The organism is Stutzerimonas tarimensis (genome assembly GCF_042648805.1).
Lineage (GTDB): Bacteria > Pseudomonadota > Gammaproteobacteria > Pseudomonadales > Pseudomonadaceae > Azomonas > Azomonas tarimensis.
Genome location: NZ_JBHRXZ010000015.1, coordinates 1 through 22,489 on the forward strand (window position 1 = coordinate 1; position 22,489 = coordinate 22,489).

At 63.4% G+C, this 22,489-nt stretch carries 21 protein-coding genes; 9 read left to right on the top strand and 12 right to left on the bottom strand.

Translation table 11 applies throughout. From position 1 onward, the window contains the following. Positions 1-93: 93 nt before the first annotated feature. The 6 genes from msrQ to ACFOMF_RS05010 all read right to left on the bottom strand — a co-directional run bounded on the left by msrQ (position 94) and on the right by ACFOMF_RS05010 (position 6,015). A complete protein-coding gene (gene msrQ, locus ACFOMF_RS04985; protein WP_386361833.1) occupies positions 94-705 on the bottom strand; it encodes a protein-methionine-sulfoxide reductase heme-binding subunit MsrQ in 612 nt (203 codons plus the stop codon). Beyond that, entirely contained in the window at positions 705-1,715 is a 1,011-nt protein-coding gene (gene msrP / locus ACFOMF_RS04990) for a protein-methionine-sulfoxide reductase catalytic subunit MsrP (protein ID WP_386361835.1), read from the bottom strand. The genes msrQ and msrP overlap by 1 nt, the downstream gene beginning before the upstream one ends. A gap of 47 nt (positions 1,716-1,762) precedes the next feature. Next, positions 1,763-2,596 carry a CDP-diacylglycerol--serine O-phosphatidyltransferase gene (gene pssA / locus ACFOMF_RS04995; protein ID WP_386361837.1) on the bottom strand — a complete coding sequence of 278 codons (834 nt, stop codon included), beginning with the start codon at positions 2,594-2,596 and terminating at the stop codon, positions 1,763-1,765. Positions 2,597-2,745: 149 nt separating this feature from the next. Further along, a complete protein-coding gene (gene ilvC, locus ACFOMF_RS05000) occupies positions 2,746-3,762 on the bottom strand; it encodes a ketol-acid reductoisomerase (RefSeq protein WP_386361839.1) in 1,017 nt (338 codons plus the stop codon). 37 nt (positions 3,763-3,799) lie between these two features. Further along, entirely contained in the window at positions 3,800-4,291 is a 492-nt protein-coding gene (gene ilvN / locus ACFOMF_RS05005; protein ID WP_386361840.1) for an acetolactate synthase small subunit, read from the bottom strand. Next, positions 4,291-6,015: an acetolactate synthase 3 large subunit gene (locus tag ACFOMF_RS05010; RefSeq protein ID WP_386361842.1), complete on the bottom strand. Its 1,725-nt coding sequence runs from the start codon at positions 6,013-6,015 to the stop codon at positions 4,291-4,293. The genes ilvN and ACFOMF_RS05010 overlap by 1 nt, the downstream gene beginning before the upstream one ends. Before the next feature lie 389 nt (positions 6,016-6,404). On the opposite strand from ACFOMF_RS05010, the gene ACFOMF_RS05015 reads away from it, so the two are divergent. Then, positions 6,405-6,845 carry a DUF4124 domain-containing protein gene (locus ACFOMF_RS05015; RefSeq protein ID WP_386361844.1) on the top strand — a complete coding sequence of 147 codons (441 nt, stop codon included), beginning with the start codon at positions 6,405-6,407 and terminating at the stop codon, positions 6,843-6,845. A 1-nt stretch (position 6,846) separates the two neighbouring features. Here the strand turns inward: ACFOMF_RS05015 and ACFOMF_RS05020 are convergent, their stop codons facing one another. From ACFOMF_RS05020 to mrcB, 3 genes are read right to left on the bottom strand one after another with little or no spacing between them, the layout of a single operon-like run. Further along, positions 6,847-7,173, bottom strand: a complete 327-nt coding sequence (locus ACFOMF_RS05020; protein ID WP_386361846.1) for a YqcC family protein — start codon at positions 7,171-7,173, stop codon at positions 6,847-6,849. After that, a complete protein-coding gene (locus tag ACFOMF_RS05025) occupies positions 7,173-7,877 on the bottom strand; it encodes a tetratricopeptide repeat protein (protein WP_386361848.1) in 705 nt (234 codons plus the stop codon). The genes ACFOMF_RS05020 and ACFOMF_RS05025 overlap by 1 nt, the downstream gene beginning before the upstream one ends. Before the next feature lie 33 nt (positions 7,878-7,910). Then, on the bottom strand, positions 7,911-10,217 hold the full coding sequence (gene mrcB, locus ACFOMF_RS05030; protein WP_386361849.1) for a penicillin-binding protein 1B: 2,307 nt from the start codon (positions 10,215-10,217) through the stop codon (positions 7,911-7,913). 288 nt (positions 10,218-10,505) lie between these two features. On the opposite strand from mrcB, the gene ACFOMF_RS05035 reads away from it, so the two are divergent. After that, complete coding sequence (locus ACFOMF_RS05035) at positions 10,506-12,068, top strand: bifunctional aminoglycoside phosphotransferase/ATP-binding protein (RefSeq protein WP_386361851.1); 1,563 nt, start codon at positions 10,506-10,508, stop codon at positions 12,066-12,068. Between the two features lie 139 nt (positions 12,069-12,207). Further along, complete coding sequence (locus ACFOMF_RS05040; RefSeq protein ID WP_386361957.1) at positions 12,208-13,011, top strand: Crp/Fnr family transcriptional regulator; 804 nt, start codon at positions 12,208-12,210, stop codon at positions 13,009-13,011. A gap of 113 nt (positions 13,012-13,124) precedes the next feature. Here ACFOMF_RS05040 and ACFOMF_RS05045 read toward each other — a convergent pair whose 3' ends face one another. From ACFOMF_RS05045 to ACFOMF_RS05055, 3 genes are read right to left on the bottom strand one after another with little or no spacing between them, the layout of a single operon-like run. Further along, entirely contained in the window at positions 13,125-14,039 is a 915-nt protein-coding gene (locus ACFOMF_RS05045; protein ID WP_386361853.1) for a ChaN family lipoprotein, read from the bottom strand. A gap of 20 nt (positions 14,040-14,059) precedes the next feature. After that, complete coding sequence (locus tag ACFOMF_RS05050; protein WP_386361855.1) at positions 14,060-14,827, bottom strand: heme ABC transporter ATP-binding protein; 768 nt, start codon at positions 14,825-14,827, stop codon at positions 14,060-14,062. After that, positions 14,827-15,813 carry a FecCD family ABC transporter permease gene (locus ACFOMF_RS05055; RefSeq protein ID WP_386361959.1) on the bottom strand — a complete coding sequence of 329 codons (987 nt, stop codon included), beginning with the start codon at positions 15,811-15,813 and terminating at the stop codon, positions 14,827-14,829. Before ACFOMF_RS05055 ends, ACFOMF_RS05050 begins: the two co-directional genes overlap by 1 nt. 243 nt (positions 15,814-16,056) lie before the next feature. On the opposite strand from ACFOMF_RS05055, the gene ACFOMF_RS05060 reads away from it, so the two are divergent. The 6 genes from ACFOMF_RS05060 to ACFOMF_RS05085 all read left to right on the top strand — a co-directional run bounded on the left by ACFOMF_RS05060 (position 16,057) and on the right by ACFOMF_RS05085 (position 22,471). After that, entirely contained in the window at positions 16,057-17,817 is a 1,761-nt protein-coding gene (locus ACFOMF_RS05060) for a protein-disulfide reductase DsbD (protein ID WP_386361857.1), read from the top strand. Between the two features lie 118 nt (positions 17,818-17,935). Beyond that, positions 17,936-18,379: a type II 3-dehydroquinate dehydratase gene (gene aroQ, locus ACFOMF_RS05065; protein ID WP_386361859.1), complete on the top strand. Its 444-nt coding sequence runs from the start codon at positions 17,936-17,938 to the stop codon at positions 18,377-18,379. Between the two features lie 82 nt (positions 18,380-18,461). After that, a complete protein-coding gene (gene accB / locus ACFOMF_RS05070; protein ID WP_386361861.1) occupies positions 18,462-18,908 on the top strand; it encodes an acetyl-CoA carboxylase biotin carboxyl carrier protein in 447 nt (148 codons plus the stop codon). Positions 18,909-18,924: 16 nt separating this feature from the next. Next, the gene (gene accC / locus ACFOMF_RS05075; RefSeq protein WP_386361863.1) at positions 18,925-20,274 is read left to right on the top strand and encodes an acetyl-CoA carboxylase biotin carboxylase subunit; all 1,350 of its coding nucleotides are present in this window, start codon (positions 18,925-18,927) and stop codon (positions 20,272-20,274) included. Positions 20,275-20,392: 118 nt separating this feature from the next. Continuing rightward, positions 20,393-21,271 (top strand): 50S ribosomal protein L11 methyltransferase, encoded by an 879-nt coding sequence (gene prmA / locus ACFOMF_RS05080; protein ID WP_386361865.1) that lies wholly within the window; start codon positions 20,393-20,395, stop codon positions 21,269-21,271. 51 nt (positions 21,272-21,322) lie between these two features. Continuing rightward, positions 21,323-22,471 carry a DUF3426 domain-containing protein gene (locus ACFOMF_RS05085; RefSeq protein ID WP_386361867.1) on the top strand — a complete coding sequence of 383 codons (1,149 nt, stop codon included), beginning with the start codon at positions 21,323-21,325 and terminating at the stop codon, positions 22,469-22,471. Positions 22,472-22,489: the final 18 nt, after the last annotated feature.

The following is a 22,489-nucleotide window of genomic DNA, read 5'->3' on the forward strand; positions in this document are numbered from 1 at the left end:
CCGCACTCCACATCTAACCCCTTGATCTACAAGAGCTTTTCACTGAAGACTGCGCCGGAAGTGGTGCGCATTATAGGGGCTCGGGAACAGCCGTCAACGGTTATTTCGACTTTTCTTCCAGGAAAGGTTCATCCATTTCGTCAGGCCGGGTATCCGCATGGCGATCAGCAGAGCACCGGCCGCTGCATAGAGAGCCCAGGCCGCGGCGTCAGCGCGGACAACCCAGAGCATGTGTAGCAGGGCCAACGAGAGGATCGGGTAGATCAGTTGGTGGATTCTCTTCCAGCGCTTGCCCAGCCTGCGCATGCTGGCGCGGGTCGAGGTGAAGGCCAATGCCAGCAATCCCAGATACGCCAACAGGCCGACCAGGATGTAAGGGCGCTCGCGCGTTTCCTCGATCAGCCGGGATAGCTCGAGACCGAGCATGAAGATGAAGTACCCGGCCAGATGCAGCGATGCATAGGTGAATGACCAAAGCCCCAGTTGCCGCCGGACAGCCATCCACCCGCCCCACCGGGCCAGCCTGTTCAAAGGCGACATCGCCAGGGTAAGGAGCAGCAGTACCAGGCTTCCATTGCCCAGGTTGTCCACAAGCACCTTGCCGGGATCAGGACCCAAACGGCCAACTGCCGCCTCGAACAGCCAATAACATGGCAGCGACAGCGTCCCGATAAAAACCAGGAGTCGCCAGCCCCGCTGCGCCATCAGTAGTGCCGGCGCAGGTCCATGCCCGCGTAGAGGCTCGCGACTTCTTCAGCGTAGCCGTTGAACAGCTGGGTATCTCTCAAATTAGGACTGAACAAGCTTCCCGGCAAACGACGCTCGCGCGCCTGGGACCAGCGGGGATGGGACACCTGAGGATTCACGTTGGCGAAGAAGCCATACTCATGGGGCGCCATGCGCTCCCAGGTGGTGGCCGGCTGATCGCGCACGAAGCTGATCCTGACGATCGACTTGATACTCTTGAAGCCGTATTTCCAGGGCACCACCAGGCGTAACGGCGCTCCATTCTGATTCGGCAGGACCCGGCCATACATCCCGACCGCCAGAAAGCTCAGCGGGTGGAGTGCCTCATCCAGACGCAGCCCTTCGACGTAGGGCCACTCGATCAATGAAAACCGGCCGCGTACGCCAGGCATTTCCTCAGGCCGAAGCAAGGTCTCGAAGCGAACATAGCGGGCTCCAGAGGAAGGAGCTAGTCGCCTGATCAAATCGGCCAGCGGAAATCCCAGCCAGGGGACGACCATCGACCAGCCTTCGACGCAGCGCAGGCGATAGATACGCTCCTCCATCTGGGCTTCGCTGAAGAGATCTTCTAGCGCGTAGCGGCCGGGCCTGGCCACCTCGCCATCAACCTGGACGCTCCAGGGATCGACTTGCATGCGCCCCGCCAGCCGGGCGGGGTCACCCTTGTCAGGGCCGAATTCGTAGAAGTTGTTGTAGCTGCTGGCATCTCTGTAAGGCGTCAGCATCTCGCCTTCGGCGGTGACTGCTTCCCACCGGGCCTGATCCAGATGCCCCTCGAACCACGACGCAGGCGAGCCAGGCTCAACCCCGGGATAGCGCCCGGCCTGAGCCCGGGAAACCAGCGGCAGCGCGGCACCCGCAAGACCAGCCAGAGCTCCCTGGACAATCAACCGACGCTGGCGATATACCGCTTCGGGCGTCACCTCGACTTCTCGAGCCGCCCCACGTGAATTGGATTTGATCAGCATAGCGGCCCCGCTCGACCCGTTCAGATCTGCTGACCGCTTGACTGCAGTCAGCCCTCGGCGCGGTTTCGGCGACGCAGCAGAAACTGCACCGGACCGGAAACAGCATAGACGAGGAATATCAACAGCAGAATCCTTGGCGGATCGCTAAAGATGACCGCGAAGACCAGCACCACCACCAGTATCGCGACAAAGGGCACCCGACCCTTGAGATCCAGATCCTTGAAGCTGTAGTACTTGATGTTGCTGACCATCAGCAGCCCGGCAGCAGCCACCAGCAGGGCATAGAACATTACCAGCACCAGCGGCAGGTCAGCCCCGCTCACGCCGGTCTCGTCCAATGCCCAGATCGCCCAGACCGAGCCTGCCACTACGCCGGCCGCAGCCGGACTGGCCAGACCTATGAACCAACGCTTGTCGACCTTGCCAATCTGAGTATTGAAACGGGCCAGGCGCAACGCGGCGCAGGCGACGTAGATGAAGGCAACGGTCAGCCCCACATTACCCAACTCGGAGAGCGCCCACTGGTAGGCCAGTACCGCCGGCGCCAGACCAAAGGCCACCATGTCCGACAACGAGTCGTACTCGGCGCCGAACGCGCTTTGCGTGTTGGTCAGTCTCGCGACCCGACCATCCAGACTGTCGAGCACCATGGCGACGAAAACGGTCGCGGCGGCAACGTAGAAGTTGCCATTGACCGCACTGATGATGGCGAAGAACCCCGCAAAAAGGTTTGCGGTAGTAAACAGGTTGGGCAGCAGATAGACGCCACGATGCCTGACCTTGCGCCCTTCCGCGTCCTGTATTTCCTCGACGTGCTCATCGATGGGAAGCAGGCTTTCGCTTTCGATCGGCTTGTTTGATTCGTCGGGGCGCTCGCTCATTCGCGGTTCCTTGCAGCAGGTTGGACTTGTTCAGACCGGACCCCACCCGGGGGGTTCAGCCCTGTTCGGGCCCGCAGTTATACCAGAAGCAGCCTTGCCGGAACGAAAAACGCGGCCCTTAGGCCGCGCTCTCGTCATCGATGCGCCGATCAGTTCTTGCTTTTGTCGACGATCTTGTTCGCGGAGATCCAGGGCATCATTCCGCGCAGACGCTCGCCGACCTGCTCGATCGGATGGGCTGCGTTGTTACGGCGGTAGGCAGTCATCGATGGATAGTTGGTAGCGCCTTCGCTGATGAACATCTTGGCGTACTCACCGTCCTGGATGCGCTTGAGCGCATTGCGCATGGCTGCGCGAGACTCGGCGTTGATCACTTCCGGACCGGTCACGTACTCGCCGTACTCGGCATTGTTGGAAATCGAATAATTCATGTTGGCGATACCGCCTTCGTACATGAGATCAACGATCAGCTTCAGTTCATGCAGGCATTCGAAGTAGGCCATTTCCGGCGCGTAACCGGCTTCGACCAAGGTCTCGAAACCGGCCTTGACCAGCTCGACGCAGCCACCGCACAGAACGGCCTGCTCACCGAACAGGTCGGTTTCAGTCTCATCCTTGAAGGTGGTTTCGATGATACCGGTACGGCCGCCACCCACGCCGGAAGCGTAGGACAGGGCGACATTCTTGGCGTTGCCCGAAGCGTCCTGGAAAATCGCGATCAGGTCGGGGATACCGCCACCCTTGACGAACTCGGAACGCACAGTGTGGCCTGGTGCCTTGGGCGCGATCATGATCACGTCCAGGTCGGCACGCGGGACGACCTGGTTGTAGTGGATGGAGAAACCGTGAGCGAAGGCCAGGGTGGCGCCCTGCTTCAGGTTGGGCTCGATCTCGTCCTTGTACAGGCGGCCCTGGAATTCGTCCGGGGTCAGGATCATCACCACGTCAGCGGCGGCAACAGCGGCCGGCACGTCACTGACCTTCAGGCCGTGGGCTTCAGCCTTGGCGATGGACGAGGAACCCGGACGCAGGCCAACGGTGACGTCAACGCCGGAATCCTTGAGGTTGCACGCATGTGCATGGCCCTGGGAGCCGTAGCCGATGATGGCGACCTTCTTGCCCTGGATGATGGAGAGGTCGCAATCTTTGTCGTAGAAAACTTTCATGAATTTACCTATGTGTCTGGCCCGCGGGGCCGCCTCGTCAGATGCTCAGGACTTTGTCACCACGGGAAATCCCGGTGACGCCACTGCGTACAACTTCCAGGATGGCGCTGGCGCCAACCGCCTGGATAAAACTTTCCAGCTTGTCGCTGGTGCCCGCTAGCTGGATGGTATAGACGCTACTGGTCACGTCGACGATCTGGCCGCGGAAGATATCGGTGGTGCGCTTGACCTCGGCACGCTGGGCGCCGGTGGCCTTGACCTTGATCAGCAGCAGCTCGCGCTCGATATGCGCGCTTTCCGACAGATCCACCAGTTTCACCACCTCGATGAGTTTATTGAGGTTCTTGGTGATCTGCTCGATGGTTTCATCATGGCCGATGGTCGTGAGGGTCAGGCGCGACAACGTCGGATCCTCGGTGGGCGCCACGGTGAGGCTTTCGATGTTGTAGTTGCGCTGGGAGAACAGGCCAACCACTCGAGACAGCGAGCCCGGTTCGTTTTCCATCAGCAGGGAAATGATATGTCTCATCAGGTGCGCTCCGTCTTGCTCAGCCACATGTCACGCATCGAGCCATCCCGGATCTGCATCGGATAGACGTGCTCGGTGGAATCCACCGCGATGTCGAGGAAGACCAGGCGGTCCTTCATGGCGAAAGCCTCTTCCATCATCGGCTTGAGGTCCTTGAGCTCGGTGATGCGCATGCCGACGTGGCCATAGGCCTCGGCAAGCTTGACGAAGTCAGGCAGCGATTCCATGTAGGAATGCGAGTAGCGGCTGTTGTACTGCATGTCTTGCCACTGGCGGACCATGCCCAGCGCGCCGTTGTTGAGATTGACGATCTTCACCGGCAGGTCGTACTGCAGACAGGTCGACATTTCCTGAATGTTCATCTGGATGCTGCCCTCACCCGTCACGCAGGCGACATCGGCATCCGGGAAGTTGAGCTTGACTCCCATGGCAGCCGGGAAGCCGAAGCCCATGGTGCCCAGGCCACCGGAGTTGATCCAGCGGTTGGGCTTGTCGTACTTGTAGTACTGCGCCGCGAACATCTGGTGCTGGCCGACGTCGGAGGTGATGTAGGCGTCGCCACGGGTCACCTCGTAGAGCGTCTCGACTACCGTTTGCGGCTTGATGATGGAACCGTCGCCCCGCTCATAGGGGAACATGCCACGGGTACCGCGCCATTCATCGATCTGCTTCCACCAGCTGGCAACCGTCTCGGCGTTCGGTCGCTGGCCGATTTCCTTGACCACGGCGACCATTTCGCTCACCACGCTATCGACCGGCCCGACGATCGGGATGTCGGCCTTGATGGTCTTGGAGATCGAGGCGGGGTCGATGTCGACATGAATGATCTTGGCGTTGGGACAGAACTTGGCCGGCCCGTTGACCACCCGGTCATCAAACCGAGCACCTACGGCAAGGATCACGTCGGCATGGTGCATCGCCACGTTGGCGGCATAGCTGCCATGCATGCCGAGCATGCCGAGGAACTGGCGATCGCTACCCGGGTAGGCTCCAAGCCCCATCAAGGTGTTGGTTACCGGCAGGTCGAGAATACGTGCCAGCTCGGTCAACTGCGCCGACGCGCCGCCAAGGATGACACCACCGCCGGCGTAAAGAATCGGCCGCTTGGCCGCCAGCAGCATTTCGGCCGCCTTGCGGATCTGCCCGGAATGACCGCGTACAGCCGGGCTGTACGAGCGCAGCTTGGCCTTCTTCGGGTAGACGTATTCGAATTTCTCGGCAGGGTTGGTCATGTCCTTGGGAATATCGACCACCACCGGGCCGGGACGGCCCGACTGCGCGAGGTAGAACGCCTTTTTCATCACCTCGGGGATTTCCGAAGCGTGCTTGATCATGAAGCTGTGCTTCACGATGGGCCGGGAGACGCCGATCATGTCGGTCTCCTGGAAGGCATCGGTGCCGACGGCGGCACTGGGTACCTGGCCGGAGATGATGACCATCGGAATCGAGTCCATGTAGGCGGTTGCGATACCGGTGATCGCGTTGGTCGCCCCAGGCCCGGAGGTCACCAGCACCACCCCGGCCTTGCCGGTTGCACGGGCGTAGCCGTCGGCCATGTGGGTCGCGGCCTGCTCATGGCGAACCAGGATATGGGTTACCGCCTCTTCCTTGAAAAGGGCATCGTAGATATGCAGCAGGGCACCACCCGGGTACCCGTAGATGTACTTCACGCCTTCGTCGCGCAGGAAGCGAACGACCATTTCAGCGCCGGATAAGAGTTCCACGTTTGATCACCTCAGAAACGCCAGATGGCTACTCGCGCCGGAGTAGACCGGATAGGTTGACCTGCCAAGCAGAGCATGAGCGACGGTGGTCGCCGACTACGTCAGCTACTGGCTCAGCGAGTACGGGATAAGCCCAGGGATTTATTGCGGGACATCCCACCCAGCGCGAGGTAACGCGTTGCGGGTAGAGCTGGTCGGCGCGGGTAGGCGCCTAAAGGCCGGTCGAGTGACCTCGCATGGCGAAGCAAGCCCGATCAGCAAGCAGGGAATTGTTCGTTTTCTGTACCGCCAAGTCAAGTCCGCCATGCAGCCTGTGACTTGCCGCAGACTGCACGGTGGGAAGATTTTGCTAGAGTACGCCCGGGTCGCTGATCGAGAAGGAACACAGCATGCGATTGATGATTGCCGCAGGCAGCCTACTGCTTGCGCTGGGTGGAGCCGCCGCGGCGGCGCCGATCTACAAGTGGGTGGACGCAGAGGGCGTGACGCATTTTGGCGCACATCCACCCGCTGGGCAGCCAGCCGAAACGTTCAGCATTTCCAACATCGGGTCCCGCCCCAGCCCACCGGCGCCAGCTGTCGCCATCGAGAACGAGAACGAGAACGAGAACGAGGAACAGGCTGCACTCGATCGGCAGGTCCAGCGCGAGGTGGCGCAGCAGCAGGCAGAGCTCAAGACGTATTGCACGTCCCTGCGCACCAGCCTCGCTCAGCTGACCAACAATCCGCGCCTGCGGGTCGAGGAAGACGGTCAGAGCCGCCGGATCGACGAAGAAGAGCGGCAGGCGCGAATAGCCGAAACCCGACAGAAAATAGCCGAAGACTGCTAGTTCAGCCCTCGCTGATCACCTGATCAAAGACCTCCAACGCCGTGAGCAGCCCTTTGACGCTGCCCAGGCGCTCGGCAAAGACCATTTCCGCCATCGCCCCGATTCCCGACGCCCCTGGCAAGGGCTCGTCGCGCTCGAGGATGACCTTCATCCGTGGCAGGAAAACCCACTGCAGCCATTCCTCGAACCGCAGAGTATCCATGCAGAACGGCTCGAGACTGGCCAGTGCCCGAGCGTCCGGGGTCCGGCTCGACCAGAGACCAAGCACGCGTAGCTCTCGCTCGATGAGCAGGAGTTGCTCGGCCACCCTGGGCAGGCGTTGGTCCATCAGAGACTGACTCGCGCCCGTTGCCGCGCCTGCTCTGCCCCGGCCGCGTCACCCTGGCGCTCGCGAGCCTGGGCGATCAGTTCCCAGAGACTGGCCTGCAAGGCGGGACGGCCGGCGGCATAGCTCAAGGCACGTCGCGACAGCTGCTCCGCCTGCGCCGCGTCGCCCTGCCCCAGGCGAACCTGCGCAAGCCGATAGAGCACCTGAGGCTCGCGCGGCGCGATGCGCTGAGCACGCTCGAGACTTGAAGCGGCACCACTCAGGTCGCCGTTGTCCTGCAGTTGCCTTGCCGACGTCAGCAGCGCCAGCACCGGTCCTTCGAGCTGCTCATCGGGCGCCAGGCCACCAGAACCGCCCGACGGAATTCCGCTCGGCGCAACAGGCGGTGCCGAGGGCACTGGCGCACTCCAGCTCTCGCTCGGTGCCGGAGCCGCCGGCACTGCCGGGGCAGTCGTCAGGGGCGCGGTGGCGGGCGCAGGAAAGGTCTGCAGCGGCGCGCCGATCGCCTGCGGCACCACCATGACCACGTCATCTGCCGCGACAGCGGGCGCGGCCGGCCGCACCGCCTGCTGCGCCACCTGCCGACCGGACGCCTCGGAGACCGGAGCCCCGGCATCCACCACCGGCACCGCTCCACGATCGACCGTTGCACACCCCTGGAGCAGAGCCAGCCCTGCCGCCATCATCGCCCACTGCTTGTTCACGACCTGCGACCTCTCGGAGAAAACCAACTCATCTTACTGCAACCAGCCGCGAACCCAATCCATCACCGACTCGGCCGGCCGCTCCAGACCGCAACCGGGCCCGGGCAAGGGTTCGCTGCCACGGATGTAGGGCATCTGCACCGCGCCGGGACAGTTCTCCAGCGAACCCATCCCGGTACCCGCATCGACCCAGGCGTGCAGGACATTTTCCGGTTCGGGCATGGCCAAGGGCAGCGGGTCGGCGCGATGCATGAAATCGGTCCAGACCTGCAGGGCTCCGGTCGCCCCGGTCAGCGAGGTTCTGCCGTTGTCGTCGCGGCCCAGCCAGACCACCGCCAGCAGATCGCCAGTGAAGCCGGCGAACCAGCTGTCGCGTGACTCGTTGGTGGTACCGGTCTTGCCCGCCAGCGCCAGGGACCGCGGCAAGCGGCTATAGGCCGAGCGTCCGGTTCCTTCGTACATGGCGCGCTGCATCGCATGCTGGGTCAGGTAGATGGCGCCCGCGTCGAAGCGTTGCTGGATCTGGAAGGGATAGCGTCGCAGCGGCTCGCCGTCCGAAGTCAGCACGTTTCGGATACCCCGCAGCGGCGTATTGAAACCCCCGTTGGCGATCGTCTGGTACATGTCCGCCACCTCGATCGGGCTCAGCGCACCCGCGCCAAGCAGCATCGACGGATATGCCGGCCAGTCGCGCGAGACCCCAAGCCGCTGCAACGTCTTCAGCACATGGGGCACGCCGATGTCGAGCCCGAGCTTGGCTGACGACAGGTTGTAGGAGTTGGCCAGTGCCTGATAGAGATAGACATTGCCATGCGCCATGCGGTCGTAGTTCTGCGGCTGCCAGATCTGCCCGTCCTGGCCCTTGACCGTGAACGGCTCGTCGGCCAGGACACTGGTCAGTGTGTACTGGCTCGGGCGCTCGAGTGCAGCCAGGAAAATGGCCGGCTTGATGAGCGAACCGATTGGCCGCACCGCGTCCAGCGCCCGATTGAAACCGGCAAAGCCAGGCTGCCGACCACCCAGCAGCGCCTGGATTTCCCCGGTCTCGGGATTGGTCACTACCATCGAACCCTCGACCTGCTCGACGCCCGGGCGCCCTTCCAGGCGCTTGAGCGTCTCGACCATGGCCTTTTCCGCCTTCAGCTGCAGAATAGGTTCGAAACTGGTGAAGACCCGTAACCCTTCCTCGGTGAGGTCTTCGTCGCGGTAATCCTGGCGCAACTGCCGCTTGACCAGGTCGAGAAACGCCGGGAAGGACGTATTGGCCATGCTCCCCCGGGGGCTGATCCCGAGCGGCAGCTGCTTGGCCTGTTCGATCACCTCGGCGGGAACCACCTGCTGCTCGGCCAGCAAGTCAAGCACCAGGTTGCGCCGCTGCAACGCCCGCTCCGGATGACGGCGGGGGTTGTAGAGCGTCGGCCCCTTGACCATACCCACCAACAGGGCGACCTGGTGCAGCTTCAACTCTGCCAGCGGCTGGTTGAAGAAGTACTGGCTGGCCAGACCGAAACCGTGGATGGCGCGTGCGCCGTCCTGCCCGAGGAACACCTCGTTGAGGTAGCCCTCGAGAATCTCCTCCTTGTCGTAGTGCAGCTCGAGCAGCACCGCCATCATCGCCTCGGTCGCCTTGCGATTGAAGCTGCGCTCGTTGGTCAGGTAGAAGTTCTTCACCAACTGCTGGGTCAGGGTACTGCCGCCCTGCACCACCCGGCCGGCAGTCGCATTGACCCACATGGCGCGGATGATCGCCCGGGGCGAGACGCCGAAATGATCGAAGAAGTCGCGGTCCTCGACGGCGAGCAGCGTCTCCACCAGATAGGGCGGGGTCTGTTCGAGCTTGATGAGAATCCGGTCTTCATTGTGCGCTGGGTATATGCCGCCAATGACCACCGGCTCGAGGCGCGCCACGGCCAGCGGACTGGCGTCGACACCGGAGAGGCTTGCGACATAATCGCCAGAGAACCGCACCCGGATGCGCTGGGCCGGCTCGGGACCCTCGTAGAACTGGAACCCACGGGTGTGCAGATCGATCGCGTTGCCGGACACCGATACAGCGCCCGGGCCGCCAACCGTGGTTTCCCGGCGATAACCGAGCGCATCCAGTTCGGCGAGAAAGTCGTCCTTGGCAAGCTTCTGACCGGCAAACAACTCCAGGGGTCTGGCGTAAACGGTAGCCGGAATGGTCCAGCGCTTGCCCGAGAACTTCTCCTGCACCATGGCATCCATGTAGATCGCAAAAGCGGCCAGGACCACCAGACCTACGAGGGACAACTTGACGGCCCAGCCCACCAGGGGACGCAGGCGACCGGTTCGGGGTTTAGAGCGCTTGCGGCGTGTCACCACTGTTCTCCAGATCTGTTGCAGCCAGTAGTGAATCCAAACCGCAGGCACCGGGCCAGACAGCCGCCAGCCTGGGCTGCAACGCTACGTCGCCAGGCGGACTGGAGAGTGGCTAGGCGCCACATCTCTTGCGGGAGGCGCGCATTATACGCAGTTTGCCAAACAGGAAGATGGCCTCCCAGCGGTTTGCAGAGCACAGCTCAAACGCCATAATGCCGAGTCATGCGTCCCTGTGAACCGCTTCACGCAGTATCACTCGCCCCTCCCTCGACACCCCAAGGAAAGACCGTGAGCCAAGTCTTGATCGACGCCCTGCAGAACCCGGCCGTATACCCGCATCCGGTGAAGCACCTGCGGATCATCGAAACCCACATTTCCTGGGTGATCCTCACCGGGGATTTTGCCTACAAGATGAAAAAGCCGGTGGACTTCGGTTTTCTCAACTTCACCGATCTTGCCGCCCGCAAGCACTTCTGCGAGGAAGAGCTGCGCCTCAATCAGCGCATGGCCCCGGAGCTCTACCTCGAGGTGATTCCAGTGACCGGCAGCCTCCAGCAACCCGAACTGGGGGGTACGGGCGAACCCATCGAATACCTGCTCAAGATGCGAGAGTTTCCCCAGACCCAACTGCTCGCCCAGTTGCAGGCGCGCGGCGAGCTTGGCGATGCGCACATCGATGCGCTGGCCGAACAGATCGCCCGCTTCCACCTGCAGACCCCGCATGTGGAGGCCACTCACCCACTGAGCAGCGCCGAAGCCATCGTCGCGCCCATGCGGCAGAATTTCGAGCAGATCCGGCCACTGCTCCACGAGCGACAGGACCTGACCCAGCTCGACGCCCTTGAAGCCTGGATGGAAAGCAGCATCACCCGCCTGCAGCCGCTGCTGCAACGCCGCTGCGAAGAAGGCTTCATTCGTGAGTGCCACGGCGACCTGCATCTGGGCAACGCCACGCTCATCGACGACCGCGTAGTGCTCTTCGACTGCATCGAGTTCAACGAGCCTTTCCGCCTGATCGACATTGCCTCGGATGCGGCCTTTCTCGCCATGGATCTGGAAGATCGCGGCCTGAAAAGCCAGGCCCGGCGCTTTCTCAACGCCTGGCTCGAGCACACCGGCGACTACGACGCATTGCATCTGCTCAAGCTGTACAAGGCCTATCGCGCGCTGGTACGAGCCAAGGTCAACCTGTTCCGCCTGCATCAGGAGCAGGACTCGGTGGAACGCAAGGTCATCCTGCGTCACTACCGCAGCTACGCCAACCTGGCCGAAAGCTACAGCGCCATCCCGTCGCGCTTCCTGGCCATCACCCACGGCGTTTCGGCGGTCGGCAAGAGCCAGGTCGCGCTGCGCCTGGTCGAGGCGCTCGGTGCCGTTCGGCTGCGCTCGGACGTCGAGCGCAAACGTCTGCTCGGTGACCAGGCAGAAGGTGCCGCCGGCCAGCTGGACGCCGGCATCTACAGCCCCGCGTCCAGCGAGGCGACCTACAGCCGTCTGCATGAGCTCGGCGAGATGGCGCTGCAGGCCGGCTATCCCGCGGTGCTGGATGCCACCTACCTGAAGCAGGCGCAGCGCAACCAGGCCTGCCACGCGGCTGAAGCCAACGGCGTTCCCTTCGTCATCATCGACTGTCAGGCGCCGGCGGCTGTCGTCGCGCAATGGCTGGCTCAACGCCAGGCCGAAGGCAGAGACCCCTCCGACGCCACCCTCGCGGTGATCGAGGCACAACACGCCAGCCGCGAACCGCTGAGCGACGTGGAGCTGGGACATACCAAGCGCGTCGACACCCATGACGCCGGCAGCCTCGAGCAACTGGTCGGCAGCATCCGCCAATCCTTGCCCGGCCTGTAACGTCCGCCCAGGCGGGGCGTTCCATCGGGGCAGCCCGCCATAACAAGAGCTGGCTCACAACCTCCACACATCGGAATTTACTCGAGCCGTCGTGCCCCCTATCGTGACCTGGTCATCGATCATCGGGCAGGACATCGCCATGTATCTTCTGGGAGAGCCACCAGGCTACGCCGACGCTCTGGCGGAGCGTCTGCAGCATCTGCTTCTCGGGCTACTCGACGGGCTGCCCGCAGCCGGAGCCAGCATACGGATAGAAGACAGCGATGATGTGCTTGCCGAACTGCCGGCAGGACAGCTCTTCCTGGTTCAGAGCGGGCTGCTGCATGTGTTGGTCGACGAGCGCCCGCTCATCTACCTGCAGGAGGGCGATCTCCTCGGCCTGCGCCAGGATTCGGGGCGAGACGGTCCGGCATACCGCTACAGCTGCGATGAGCCCGTCGAACTCCTGCCCTACGATCGCCATCTGGCGCTTCGTCATATTCACACGTGCGAAACCCGCCAGGACCAGTTCACCCAGTACCTCATCGGGCAGGCAGACCTGCTGTCTTCAGCCCTGGCGCGTCTTCGCCAGCCGGAGATCCGGCCGATCAGCGCCGTTCGGCATTTCCGTGCAGGAGAAGAACTCATCCGCGAAGGCGACGATGCGGATGATGTGTTCATCATCATCGACGGGCATGCCGAAGCCTTCGTCAATGGCCAAAAGGTGGGTGACGTTCAAAAGGATGAGATATTTGGCGCCATGGCGGTTTTCACCCATGAGAAACGCAGCGCGGCAGTGATCGCCAGCGCACCGGGCTCACTGATGGTCATTCCGAAAAAACAGTTTCTCGCGCTGATGCAAGGCAATCCCCGTATTGCCCACAGCCTCATCGAGAGCATGGCCCGGCGAATCGACCAGATGAACAAGGAAATCACCCGGCTTCGATTACCGATGGCCGGTTAGCCAACAGCACTTGACTCTCAAATAGGAACGATTATTATTAACTCAACTGATCGCGAGATCAGCCGTTAATCTGCAGCCTCAGGTCGGCTACAGGTTTTCTCCTCATCAGGCTATTACGGTTTTCGACCCGGCGCTGCCGGGTCTTTTTTTGCCTCGCGAAACCGGGCGCAATGATCCTGTTCGGGCTGCGCTGGGGTAAACCAGACGTAGTCGGCCTGTTCGGCCCCTACGCTTTGCCCGACCTCCGCCAGCATCACCACTACCCCACCGTCGTCCCTGCCCAGATCCTTCAGATGAAGGGGAACGCCAAGATCGCGCCGCGCATGGAAGGCCCCGGCAAGCAACATCGCCGGAGCCGGAGCCTCGAGTAGTCGCTCCGCCATCCGGCGGTCCCGCTGTTGCTGGACCGAGAGCATCGCGGGAATCTGGCTTTCAGGCAGCATGTCGCAATGCGACACCCGGATCTGCGCGGTCAGCGTCTGCACCACCGGCGCTGCCGTGGCATGAACGCCGCTAAGCCTGGTGCCGCCCCGGTAGATGGCGCCGATTTCATCGCGATCGAGGTTCGCCGCCAGGAGCGGATACGGCTGGCCGAGCGCATATTCGACCAGCGGTCCGTAAAGCGCCCAGTCCCATCCGGCCCGCCAGCCCAGCGCCGCCTGCAGATCGGCTGGGGGCTGGTCACTACCGAGCGCATGCTGAACCTGCTGCACCAGTGGCTGCTGGACGGGGTCGAGCATCTCCAGCAACAAACTACCTTGGTCGCGGTGCCCCGCCATCGCCTTCAGCAGCCACAGCTGTAAGGCATGGTGATCGGGATTGTCGTGCCGCTCGCCGACCAGCACTCGTGATTGACCGGCCAGATCGGTCACCAGTTCTTCAGGGGTCAGACTCCGCCCCGTACGCAGCTCCAGGATCTGCCCCAGGTCGGCATGGTCACGTCCCTCGGGGCTCTGCCACTCGGGCAACGGCGGCTGCGACGCACAGGCCGACAACAACATCAACAGCGGCACCAGCAGATAACCCATTGACGCTCCTCCGTTCGTTTTCAACGCGCGATCACCAGCGGATGGCCGCGCTCCGGATGAGGCTGGACCAATACTTCCAGACCAAACACCTGCTGCACCCGTTCCGGTACCAGCACCTGTTCGGCGCTCCCGGCACTTCTGACCGTCCCTTCGGCGATCAGCACCAGCTTGTCACCATAGCGCGCAGCCAGATTGAGGTCGTGCAGAATGGCCAGCGCCGTGCCGCCCCGCTCGACAAAGGTCCGCACCACATCCAGCAACTGGTATTGATGACGCGGATCCAGGCTCGAGGTGGGCTCGTCGAGCAGCAGCACCTGGCCCTGCCCGCCCGGCCAGAGCTGCGCCAGTACCCTCGCCAGATGCACGCGCTGCTGCTCACCCGCAGATAACTTCAGGTAACTGCGTGTCCGCAGGTGCATGATGTCGGTGCTTCGCATGGCCTGATCAACTACCTCCTGGTCGTGCTCGCGCCCGCTGGCGTGAGGCAACCGCCCCATCGCGACCACCTCTTCCACGGCGAACGCGAACCCCAGGCTGGAATGTTGCGCGAGGACCGCCAGGCGTCTGGCACGCTCCAGCGGCGGCCAGCGGGACAACAGGCGCCCATCCAGCGACACCCGCCCCGTCTGCGCCTGCAACTCCCCACAGAGCGCGCCGAGCAGAGTGCTCTTGCCCGCGCCATTGGGGCCCAGCACAGCGGTGAGTTCGCCAGGGCGCAAGGCCAGGTCTATATCCTGAAGCACCAGACGCTCCCCACGTACGACCCCCACCCCCTCGGCGATCAGCATCAGGCACGCCTTTTCAAGAGAAGGAAAATAAAGAAGGGAGCGCCGATCAATGCCGTGACGATCCCTATAGGCAATTCAGCGGGGGCGATCAACAGGCGCGCCGCCAGGTCGGCCAGCAGCAGCAAGGTCCCCCCCGCCAGGCCAGCGGCCGGCAACAGCAATCGATGATTCGGCCCCACCAGCAGACGCATCAGGTGCGGCACCACCAGCCCGACGAAGCCGATCAGCCCGGCGGCGGCCACGGCCGCCCCCACCGCCAACGCGGTGCAGAAAACCAGCTCCGCTTTCAATCGCTCCACTGCGAACCCCAGGTGCCTCGCTTCGGACTCGCCGAGCAGCAGCGCATTCAGGGCATCGGCCCGCCGCGGCAACCAGCAGCCCACCAGCAAAGCGACCAGGGCCAGCGGCAACAGGCCGGAAAACCCCGCTCCGGAAAGGTTGCCGAGATTCCAGAACACCAGAGAACGCAGGCTGCTGTCGTCGGCCAGGTAAGTAAAGAGACCGATGACCGCACCAGCCAAGGCCGTTACCGCGATGCCAGCCAGCAACATGGTGGACACCTGAGTCTGGCCCTGAACGCGACCAAGACGATAGACCAGGGTCGTCACGCCAAGGCCGCCAGCGAAGGCGCACACCGACAGCACGTACGGCTGAGCCGCAGCGGGCCAACCGCCGAGCAAGGCACCGCCTACCAAGGCGCCTGCCGCCCCCAGCGCCGCACCGCTGGAAACACCGATCAGCCCAGGGTCGGCAAGGGGATTGCGAAACAAACCCTGCATGGCCACCCCCGACATGGCCAGCAGCGCCCCCACCAGCAGGCCGGTAAGGCTACGCGGCAGACGAATCTGGCCGATGATGGCCTCGGCCTGGGAAATATCGCCAGCCGCTACGACCGGCAAGCCCGCGAGGCGCAACCCCGCCTGCAGGCTCTCGCCAAGCCCAAGAGGGACCGCTCCCAGGGCGAGCGACAGCCAGAACATGAACAGCATCAACAAGAACAGCCCTGCAAAGAGCGGCCTTACCGCCAGCCCGGAACGCATCGTCAAGCTCTACCTGATTTCAGGCCGGGAAGGATAGAAGCCAGGAGATGCCCAACGCCAGGCCAATCGCCGCGACACGGGTAGAAAAGCAGCATCCGGTAGCAAATCACGGATAAACGCGACCTTCAGCCCCATCCCAGCCATGCCAGGCTTGGGTATCATGCCGCCACCTTCGACCAAGAGTCTGCCATGCGCCGTCTGTTGTCCCTGCTGCTATTGGCTTTTGCCCTGCCCGCCTTTGCCGGCCTGTTCGACGCCAGACCGAGCGCAACCCTGGGTGGGCCGCTGAACAACACCGCGGACTTCCTCCCGGTGCGCGAGGCATTTCAACTCAGCCTGACCGAGGCGACAGCCGAGCGCATCGAGCTGCGCTTCGTGGCCGCCGAAGGCTACTACCTCTATCGCCATCGCTTCGACTTCGCCGCCGATGGGGTGACCCTGGGCGAACCGCAACTCCCGGCCGGAGAGCACAAGACTGATGAATACTTCGGCGACGTCGAGGTGTACTACGGCGTAATGGACATCGTCCTGCCGGTCGACAACCCGGACGAACGCCCCTTTACGCTGCAGGTGAGCTACCAGGGTTGCGCCGACAAGGGCCTGTGCTATCCCCCGGAGACCGAGACCCTGACCATCGGCGCAGGTTCGGAAACCGCCAGCGAGGAACGCGGCGGCCTCTCCTGGCGGGTCATCGTGCTGTTTTTTCTCGCGGGCCTGGGCCTGACCTTCACACCATGCGTGCTGCCGATGCTGCCCATTCTGTCGGGTGTGGTTTTGCGCGGACAGACGGGCGGCCTGCGCAGCTTTCTCTTGTCGCTGGCCTATGTGCTGCCGATGGCCGCCGGGTTTGCCGTGCTTGGCGCGCTGATGGGGCTGTTCGGCGCCGAGCTCAACCTGCAGGCGCGCATGCAGTCGCCCTGGGTTCTGGTACCTTTCGCGCTGTTCTTCGGGCTCTTCGCCCTGGCGATGTTCGGCTTGTTCGACCTGCGCCTGCCACGCGCCATCAGCGCACCGCTGGACCGTCTGGCCGGCCAGACCCGCGGAGGCTCCTTTACCGGGGCGGCAGTACTCGGCCTGCTCTCCAGTCTCCTGGTGTCGCCCTGTGTCACCGCCCCGCTGGCTGGCGCGCTGCTGTACATCAGCGCCAGTGGCGATGCCCTGGGCGGCGGACTGCAGCTGTTCGCGCTGGGTTTGGGCATGGGCACCCCGCTGGTGCTGTTTGCCACCGGCGGCGGTGCCCTGCTGCCTCGCAGCGGCCCCTGGATGATCGCGGTACGCAACCTGTTTGGCGTCCTGCTGCTAGCGGTGGCCGTCTGGCTGCTGGAGCGCGTCCTGCCCGGCCCGATCAGCCTTGCCCTGTGGGGCGCCCTGGCTGCGGGAAGCGCCCTGTTTCTCGGCACCCTGGAATTCACCGCGAAGACCAGCCGGCAGAAACTTGCCCAACTGGGCGGCCTGATGCTCCTGGTCTATGCCCTGGCCGCCTGGGTCGGCGCACTGCAGGGCGCCTCGGACCCGCTGCGCCCGCTGCCTGCCGCCGGTGGCAGCTTCAGCTCCGTTCAGCCGCAGGGCGAAGGCTGGTACACCATAACCACTCCTGCCGAACTGGACGCCCAGCTTGCAGCCGCGCGCAACGCCGCTCAACCCGTGCTGCTCGACTGGTATGCCGACTGGTGCATCAGCTGCAAGGTGATCGAGCGTGAAGTCCTCGCCAACCCGCAAATCGTGCCGCGATTGGCCGGCTATCGGCTGCTCCGCTTCGACGTGACCGCCAGCAACGCCGAACAGCGCGCCCTGCTCGATCGCTACCGACTTTTCGGCCCGCCAGCGCTGCTGTTCTTTGACGGCCGCGCCGAAGAGCTGGCCGAGATCCGCGTGGTGGGCGAGATCGATGTCGCCGCGTTCTCCAGCCGACTGGACCGAGCCGAGACTCTAATCCAGGAAGTACGCTGACATTTCCGGACAAATTGCCGACATTTGTCACGTTTGAGAGACTGGACAGCCGCCTTGCGGTTCATGCATATTCCACCCCCTCAAACGCAGTCCTGCCTAGAACAACAAGGAATCGCCCATGGCCACGCTTCTGGTCCTGCACGGCCCCAACCTCAACCTGCTCGGTACGCGGGAGCCTGGGGTATACGGGGCGGTGACCCTGCCGGAGATCAACCGGGATCTGGAACAGCGCGCGCGTGACAGCGGCCACCACCTGCTTCACCTGCAATCGAACGCCGAACATGAATTGATCGAACGCATTCATGCCGCACGTGAGGAAAGTGTCGACTTCATCATCATCAACCCGGCCGCGTTTACCCACACCAGCGTGGCGATACGTGACGCATTGCTGGCGGTGAGCATCCCATTCATCGAAGTGCACCTGTCCAACGTGCACAAGCGAGAACCCTTCCGTCATCACTCCTATTTTTCCGACGTGGCGGTAGGAGTGATCTGCGGCCTCGGCGCCAGTGGCTACCGCCTGGCCCTCGAGGCCGCCCTGGAACAACTCGCCGCTACCTGAACGCGGCCGACCGGCCAAAGCCGGCCTGGCGCTATAGCGGCCCGCACGTCCCTTACCTTTTATTCCCGGGAGTCAGAGCTTCATGGATATCCGCAAAGTCAAGAAACTGATCGAGCTGCTTGAAGAGTCCGGCATCGACGAACTCGAAATTCACGAGGGCGAAGAGTCGGTGCGCATCAGCCGCCACAGCAAGCAGCCCTACGCCGCGCCACAGCCGGTCTACGCCCAGGCCGCTCCCGCTCCGGCTGCTCCAGCCCCAGCACCCGCCGCCGCGCCCGCCCAGCCCAAGCTGAACGGCACCGTGGCCCGCTCGCCAATGGTCGGCACCTTCTACCGGGCAGCCTCTCCCACCTCCGCCGCGTTCGTCGAAGTTGGTCAGAGCGTGAAGAAAGGCGACGTGCTGTGCATCGTCGAAGCCATGAAAATGATGAACCACATCGAGGCCGAAGCCAGCGGCACCATCGAGTCCATCCTCGTGGAGAATGGTCAGCCGGTCGAATTCGACCAGCCGCTGTTCACCATCGTCTGATCCCCGGAGGCCAGCGATGTTGGAAAAAGTACTGATCGCCAACCGCGGCGAGATTGCCCTGCGGGTCTTGCGCGCATGCAAGGAACTGGGCATCAAGACCGTAGCCGTGCACTCGACTGCCGATCGCGAACTGATGCACCTGGCACTCGCCGACGAGTCCGTCTGCATCGGCCCCGCCTTGGCCACCCAATCCTACCTGCACATTCCGTCGATCATTGCCGCCGCTGAAGTGACCGGCGCCACGGCCATTCATCCAGGCTATGGCTTTCTGGCCGAAAACGCCGACTTCGCCGAACAGGTCGAAAAGTCCGGCTTCACCTTCATCGGCCCCACCGCTGATGTCATCCGCCTGATGGGCGACAAGGTATCGGCCAAGGACGCCATGAAGAAGGCTGGCGTACCCACGGTTCCAGGCTCCGACGGTCCGCTGCCGGAAGATGAAGAAGAAGCGTTGCGGATCGCCCGCCAAGTCGGCTATCCCGTGATCATCAAGGCGGCAGGCGGCGGCGGTGGCCGTGGCATGCGCGTGGTGCATCACGAGGAAGAGCTGATCAAGTCGGCCAAGCTGACCCGTACCGAAGCCGGCGCGGCCTTTGGCAACCCGATGGTCTACCTGGAGAAATTCCTGGGTAATCCGCGCCACGTCGAAGTGCAGGTACTGTCCGATGGACAGGGCAACGCCATCCACCTGTACGACCGCGACTGCTCGCTGCAGCGTCGCCACCAGAAGGTTCTCGAGGAGGCTCCAGCCCCGCAGATCGACGAGAAAGCCCGCGCCGAAGTACTCAAGCGATGCGTCGATGCCTGCGTCGAGATCGGCTACCGAGGTGCCGGCACCTTCGAATTTCTCTATGAAGACGGCCACTTCTACTTCATCGAGATGAACACGCGGGTTCAGGTCGAACACCCGGTTACCGAAATGGTCACCGGCATCGACATCGTCAAGGAAATGCTGAACATCGCCGCGGGCAACAAGCTGTCGATCAAGCAGGAGGACGTGACCATCCGTGGCCACGCGCTGGAATGCCGGATCAACGCCGAAGACCCGAAGACGTTCATGCCCTGCCCTGGCAAGGTCAACCATTTCCACGCGCCGGGTGGTAATGGCATCCGCGTGGACTCGCACCTCTATAGCGGCTACGCGGTCCCGCCGAACTACGACTCGCTGATCGGCAAGGTCATCGCCTACGGCAACAGCCGTGAGGAAGCGCTGGCGCGCATGCGCAACGCCCTCGAGGAAATCGTCGTCGACGGAATCAAGACCAACATCCCGCTGCACCGCGATCTGGTTCGCGACAGCGGTTTCTGCGAAGGTGGCGTGAACATCCATTACCTGGAAAAGAAACTGGGTATGGACAAGCACTGACCGTCTTTTCCGAAAGACGCTAAAAGCACTGGAGGCTGAAGGCTGGAGGAAACGCGGATAATCATGCCGCCTTTCGTCCGGCCTTCGGCCTTCAGCCGTTTTCACGAGGAAAAATTTCATGTCCTGGCTGCAATTGCGACTCGCCATCACGCCCGATCAGGCCGAGCATTTCGAGGATTTGCTGCTCGAAGTGGGCGCGGTCTCGGTAACCTACATGGACGCCGAAGACCAGCCGATCTTCGAACCCGATCTGGGCACCACTCCGCTGTGGTCACACACCCACCTGCTTGCCCTGTTCGAGGCCGAGGTCGAAGAGGACAGCCTTGTTGCCCATCTCCAATTGCTGGATGGCGGCGAGCTTCCGGCCCATGAGCTGCAGCGACTTGAGGATCAGGACTGGGAGCGCAGCTGGATGGAGAATTTCCAGCCAATGCAGTTCGGTCGCCGGCTCTGGATCGTGCCCAGCTGGCACGAGGCACCGGAGCCCGAGGCGGTCAACCTGCTGCTGGACCCCGGCCTCGCCTTCGGCACCGGAACCCACCCGACCACGGCACTGTGCCTGGAATGGCTTGACGGCCAGGACCTCCAGGGTCGCCGCGTGATCGATTTCGGCTGCGGTTCAGGCATCCTCGCCATCGCCTCGCTGCTGCTTGGTGCGCAGCGCGCGGTCGGCACCGACATCGACACCCAGGCGCTGGAAGCCTCGCGCGACAATGCCTCGCGCAATGGCATCGACCCGGCCCGGTTCCCGCTCTACCTTCCCGAACAACTGCCAGCCGAACCGGCCGAAGTGCTGGTCGCCAACATCCTCGCCGGCCCGCTGGTCGAACTGGCGCCGCGCCTTACCGCGCTGGTCGCGCCCGGCGGCCGGCTGGCGCTTTCCGGTATCCTCGCCGAACAGGCCGAGGAGGTCCGTGCCGCCTATGCAGAGGCGTTCGAGCTGGCGCCGACCGCGTGCAAGGAAGGCTGGGTGCGCATCGACGGCATCCGCCGCTAACCGCCCGGCCTTGCGCTAGACTAGTGACTCGATTTGCGGCGACCGTTCCCGATGACCTCATTCATCACCGAATGCCCTCACTGCAGCACCCGCTTCCGCATCACCCCCAGCCAGCTCGATGCGGCCAGAGGGGTGGTGCGCTGCGGTGCCTGCATGACCATGTTCGATGCCAGCCGGCACCTGAGCGACACGCCTCCGCCTGCCTCGCCCGAACCGCCGAAGCTTGTCGACCCGGTGGAAAAGCCGGCCCTGCTCAAGCAGGACGACACCCTCTGGATCCATGACGACCTGGACCTCGAGAGCATGGACCTGGACGAGGAACTCTCGCGGCTGATCCGTGAAGAGCTCCGCCTTTCCCAGCGACAGTTGCAGGACGCTGAGCAGGAGGATAGCCAGCCATCCGCGGCGTCCGCCGCCGACGTATCGCTCAGCGCCGTGCGCGACGAGGAAGAGCCCGAGCTGCCGGCCTTCACCTCGATCGAGAGCGATCAGCCCCTGCCACCTGGCCCGCCCAAGGCGTCTCCCCGCCCGCTGCTGATCGCCCAGGCGGCGAGCGCAGAGAAACCGCGCCGTCATGAGCCTTCGCTGTCGATTGCCGCGACGCCCAACGAACTCGAGGCACTGCTCGACAGCCGCCCCGAGCCCACCTTCTCCGGTGCCACCAGCGACCTGGACGAGGAGCCGCTACAACTCCCTGCACACCCCCGCCAGCGCTCGCGCTGGGGCTCACGCCTGGGCTGGGCGGCGCTTTGCCTGCTGGCGCTGTTCCTGCTGCTGGCCCAGTTCAGCTGGTACAACTTCGACGCCCTGGCGCGTCAGGAGCAATACCGCCCCTGGTTCGAGCGAGTCTGTCCGTTGCTGGGCTGTGAGGTACCGGCGCGCGTGGACATCGAGCAGATCCGCAGCAGCAATCTGGTCGTGCGCAGCCACCCCGATTTCACCGGCGCCCTGGTGGTCGACGCGATCCTCTACAACCGCGCGCCCTTCCCTCAGCCCTTCCCGCTACTGGAGATGCGCTTTTCCGATGTCAACGGAACCCTGATCGCCAGTCGCCGTTTTCGTCCGAGTGAATATCTGGCCGGGGAGTTGGCAGGCCACGCGCAGATGCCGCCACAAACGCCCATCCACATTTCACTCGACATCCTCGACCCCGGTGCCTCGGCGGTGAACTACAGCCTGAACTTCCACTCGCCGGATTGACGAGCACACCTGCGCCCG

Bases quoted from the DNA above. Each gene is read 5' to 3' on its own strand.
- msrQ (WP_386361833.1), bottom strand. From the start codon at position 705: ATGGCGCAGCGGGGCTGGCGACTCCTGGTTTTTATCGGGACGCTGTCG.
- msrP (WP_386361835.1), bottom strand. From the start codon at position 1,715: ATGCTGATCAAATCCAATTCACGTGGGGCGGCTCGAGAAGTCGAGGTG.
- pssA (WP_386361837.1), bottom strand. From the start codon at position 2,596: ATGAGCGAGCGCCCCGACGAATCAAACAAGCCGATCGAAAGCGAAAGC.
- ilvC (WP_386361839.1), bottom strand. From the start codon at position 3,762: ATGAAAGTTTTCTACGACAAAGATTGCGACCTCTCCATCATCCAGGGC.
- ilvN (WP_386361840.1), bottom strand. From the start codon at position 4,291: ATGAGACATATCATTTCCCTGCTGATGGAAAACGAACCGGGCTCGCTG.
- ACFOMF_RS05015 (WP_386361844.1), top strand. From the start codon at position 6,405: ATGCGATTGATGATTGCCGCAGGCAGCCTACTGCTTGCGCTGGGTGGA.
- ACFOMF_RS05020 (WP_386361846.1), bottom strand. From the start codon at position 7,173: ATGGACCAACGCCTGCCCAGGGTGGCCGAGCAACTCCTGCTCATCGAG.
- ACFOMF_RS05040 (WP_386361957.1), top strand. From the start codon at position 12,208: ATGTATCTTCTGGGAGAGCCACCAGGCTACGCCGACGCTCTGGCGGAG.
- ACFOMF_RS05045 (WP_386361853.1), bottom strand. From the start codon at position 14,039: ATGGGTTATCTGCTGGTGCCGCTGTTGATGTTGTTGTCGGCCTGTGCG.
- ACFOMF_RS05050 (WP_386361855.1), bottom strand. From the start codon at position 14,827: ATGCTGATCGCCGAGGGGGTGGGGGTCGTACGTGGGGAGCGTCTGGTG.
- ACFOMF_RS05060 (WP_386361857.1), top strand. From the start codon at position 16,057: ATGCGCCGTCTGTTGTCCCTGCTGCTATTGGCTTTTGCCCTGCCCGCC.
- aroQ (WP_386361859.1), top strand. From the start codon at position 17,936: ATGGCCACGCTTCTGGTCCTGCACGGCCCCAACCTCAACCTGCTCGGT.
- accB (WP_386361861.1), top strand. From the start codon at position 18,462: ATGGATATCCGCAAAGTCAAGAAACTGATCGAGCTGCTTGAAGAGTCC.
- accC (WP_386361863.1), top strand. From the start codon at position 18,925: ATGTTGGAAAAAGTACTGATCGCCAACCGCGGCGAGATTGCCCTGCGG.
- prmA (WP_386361865.1), top strand. From the start codon at position 20,393: ATGTCCTGGCTGCAATTGCGACTCGCCATCACGCCCGATCAGGCCGAG.
- ACFOMF_RS05085 (WP_386361867.1), top strand. From the start codon at position 21,323: ATGACCTCATTCATCACCGAATGCCCTCACTGCAGCACCCGCTTCCGC.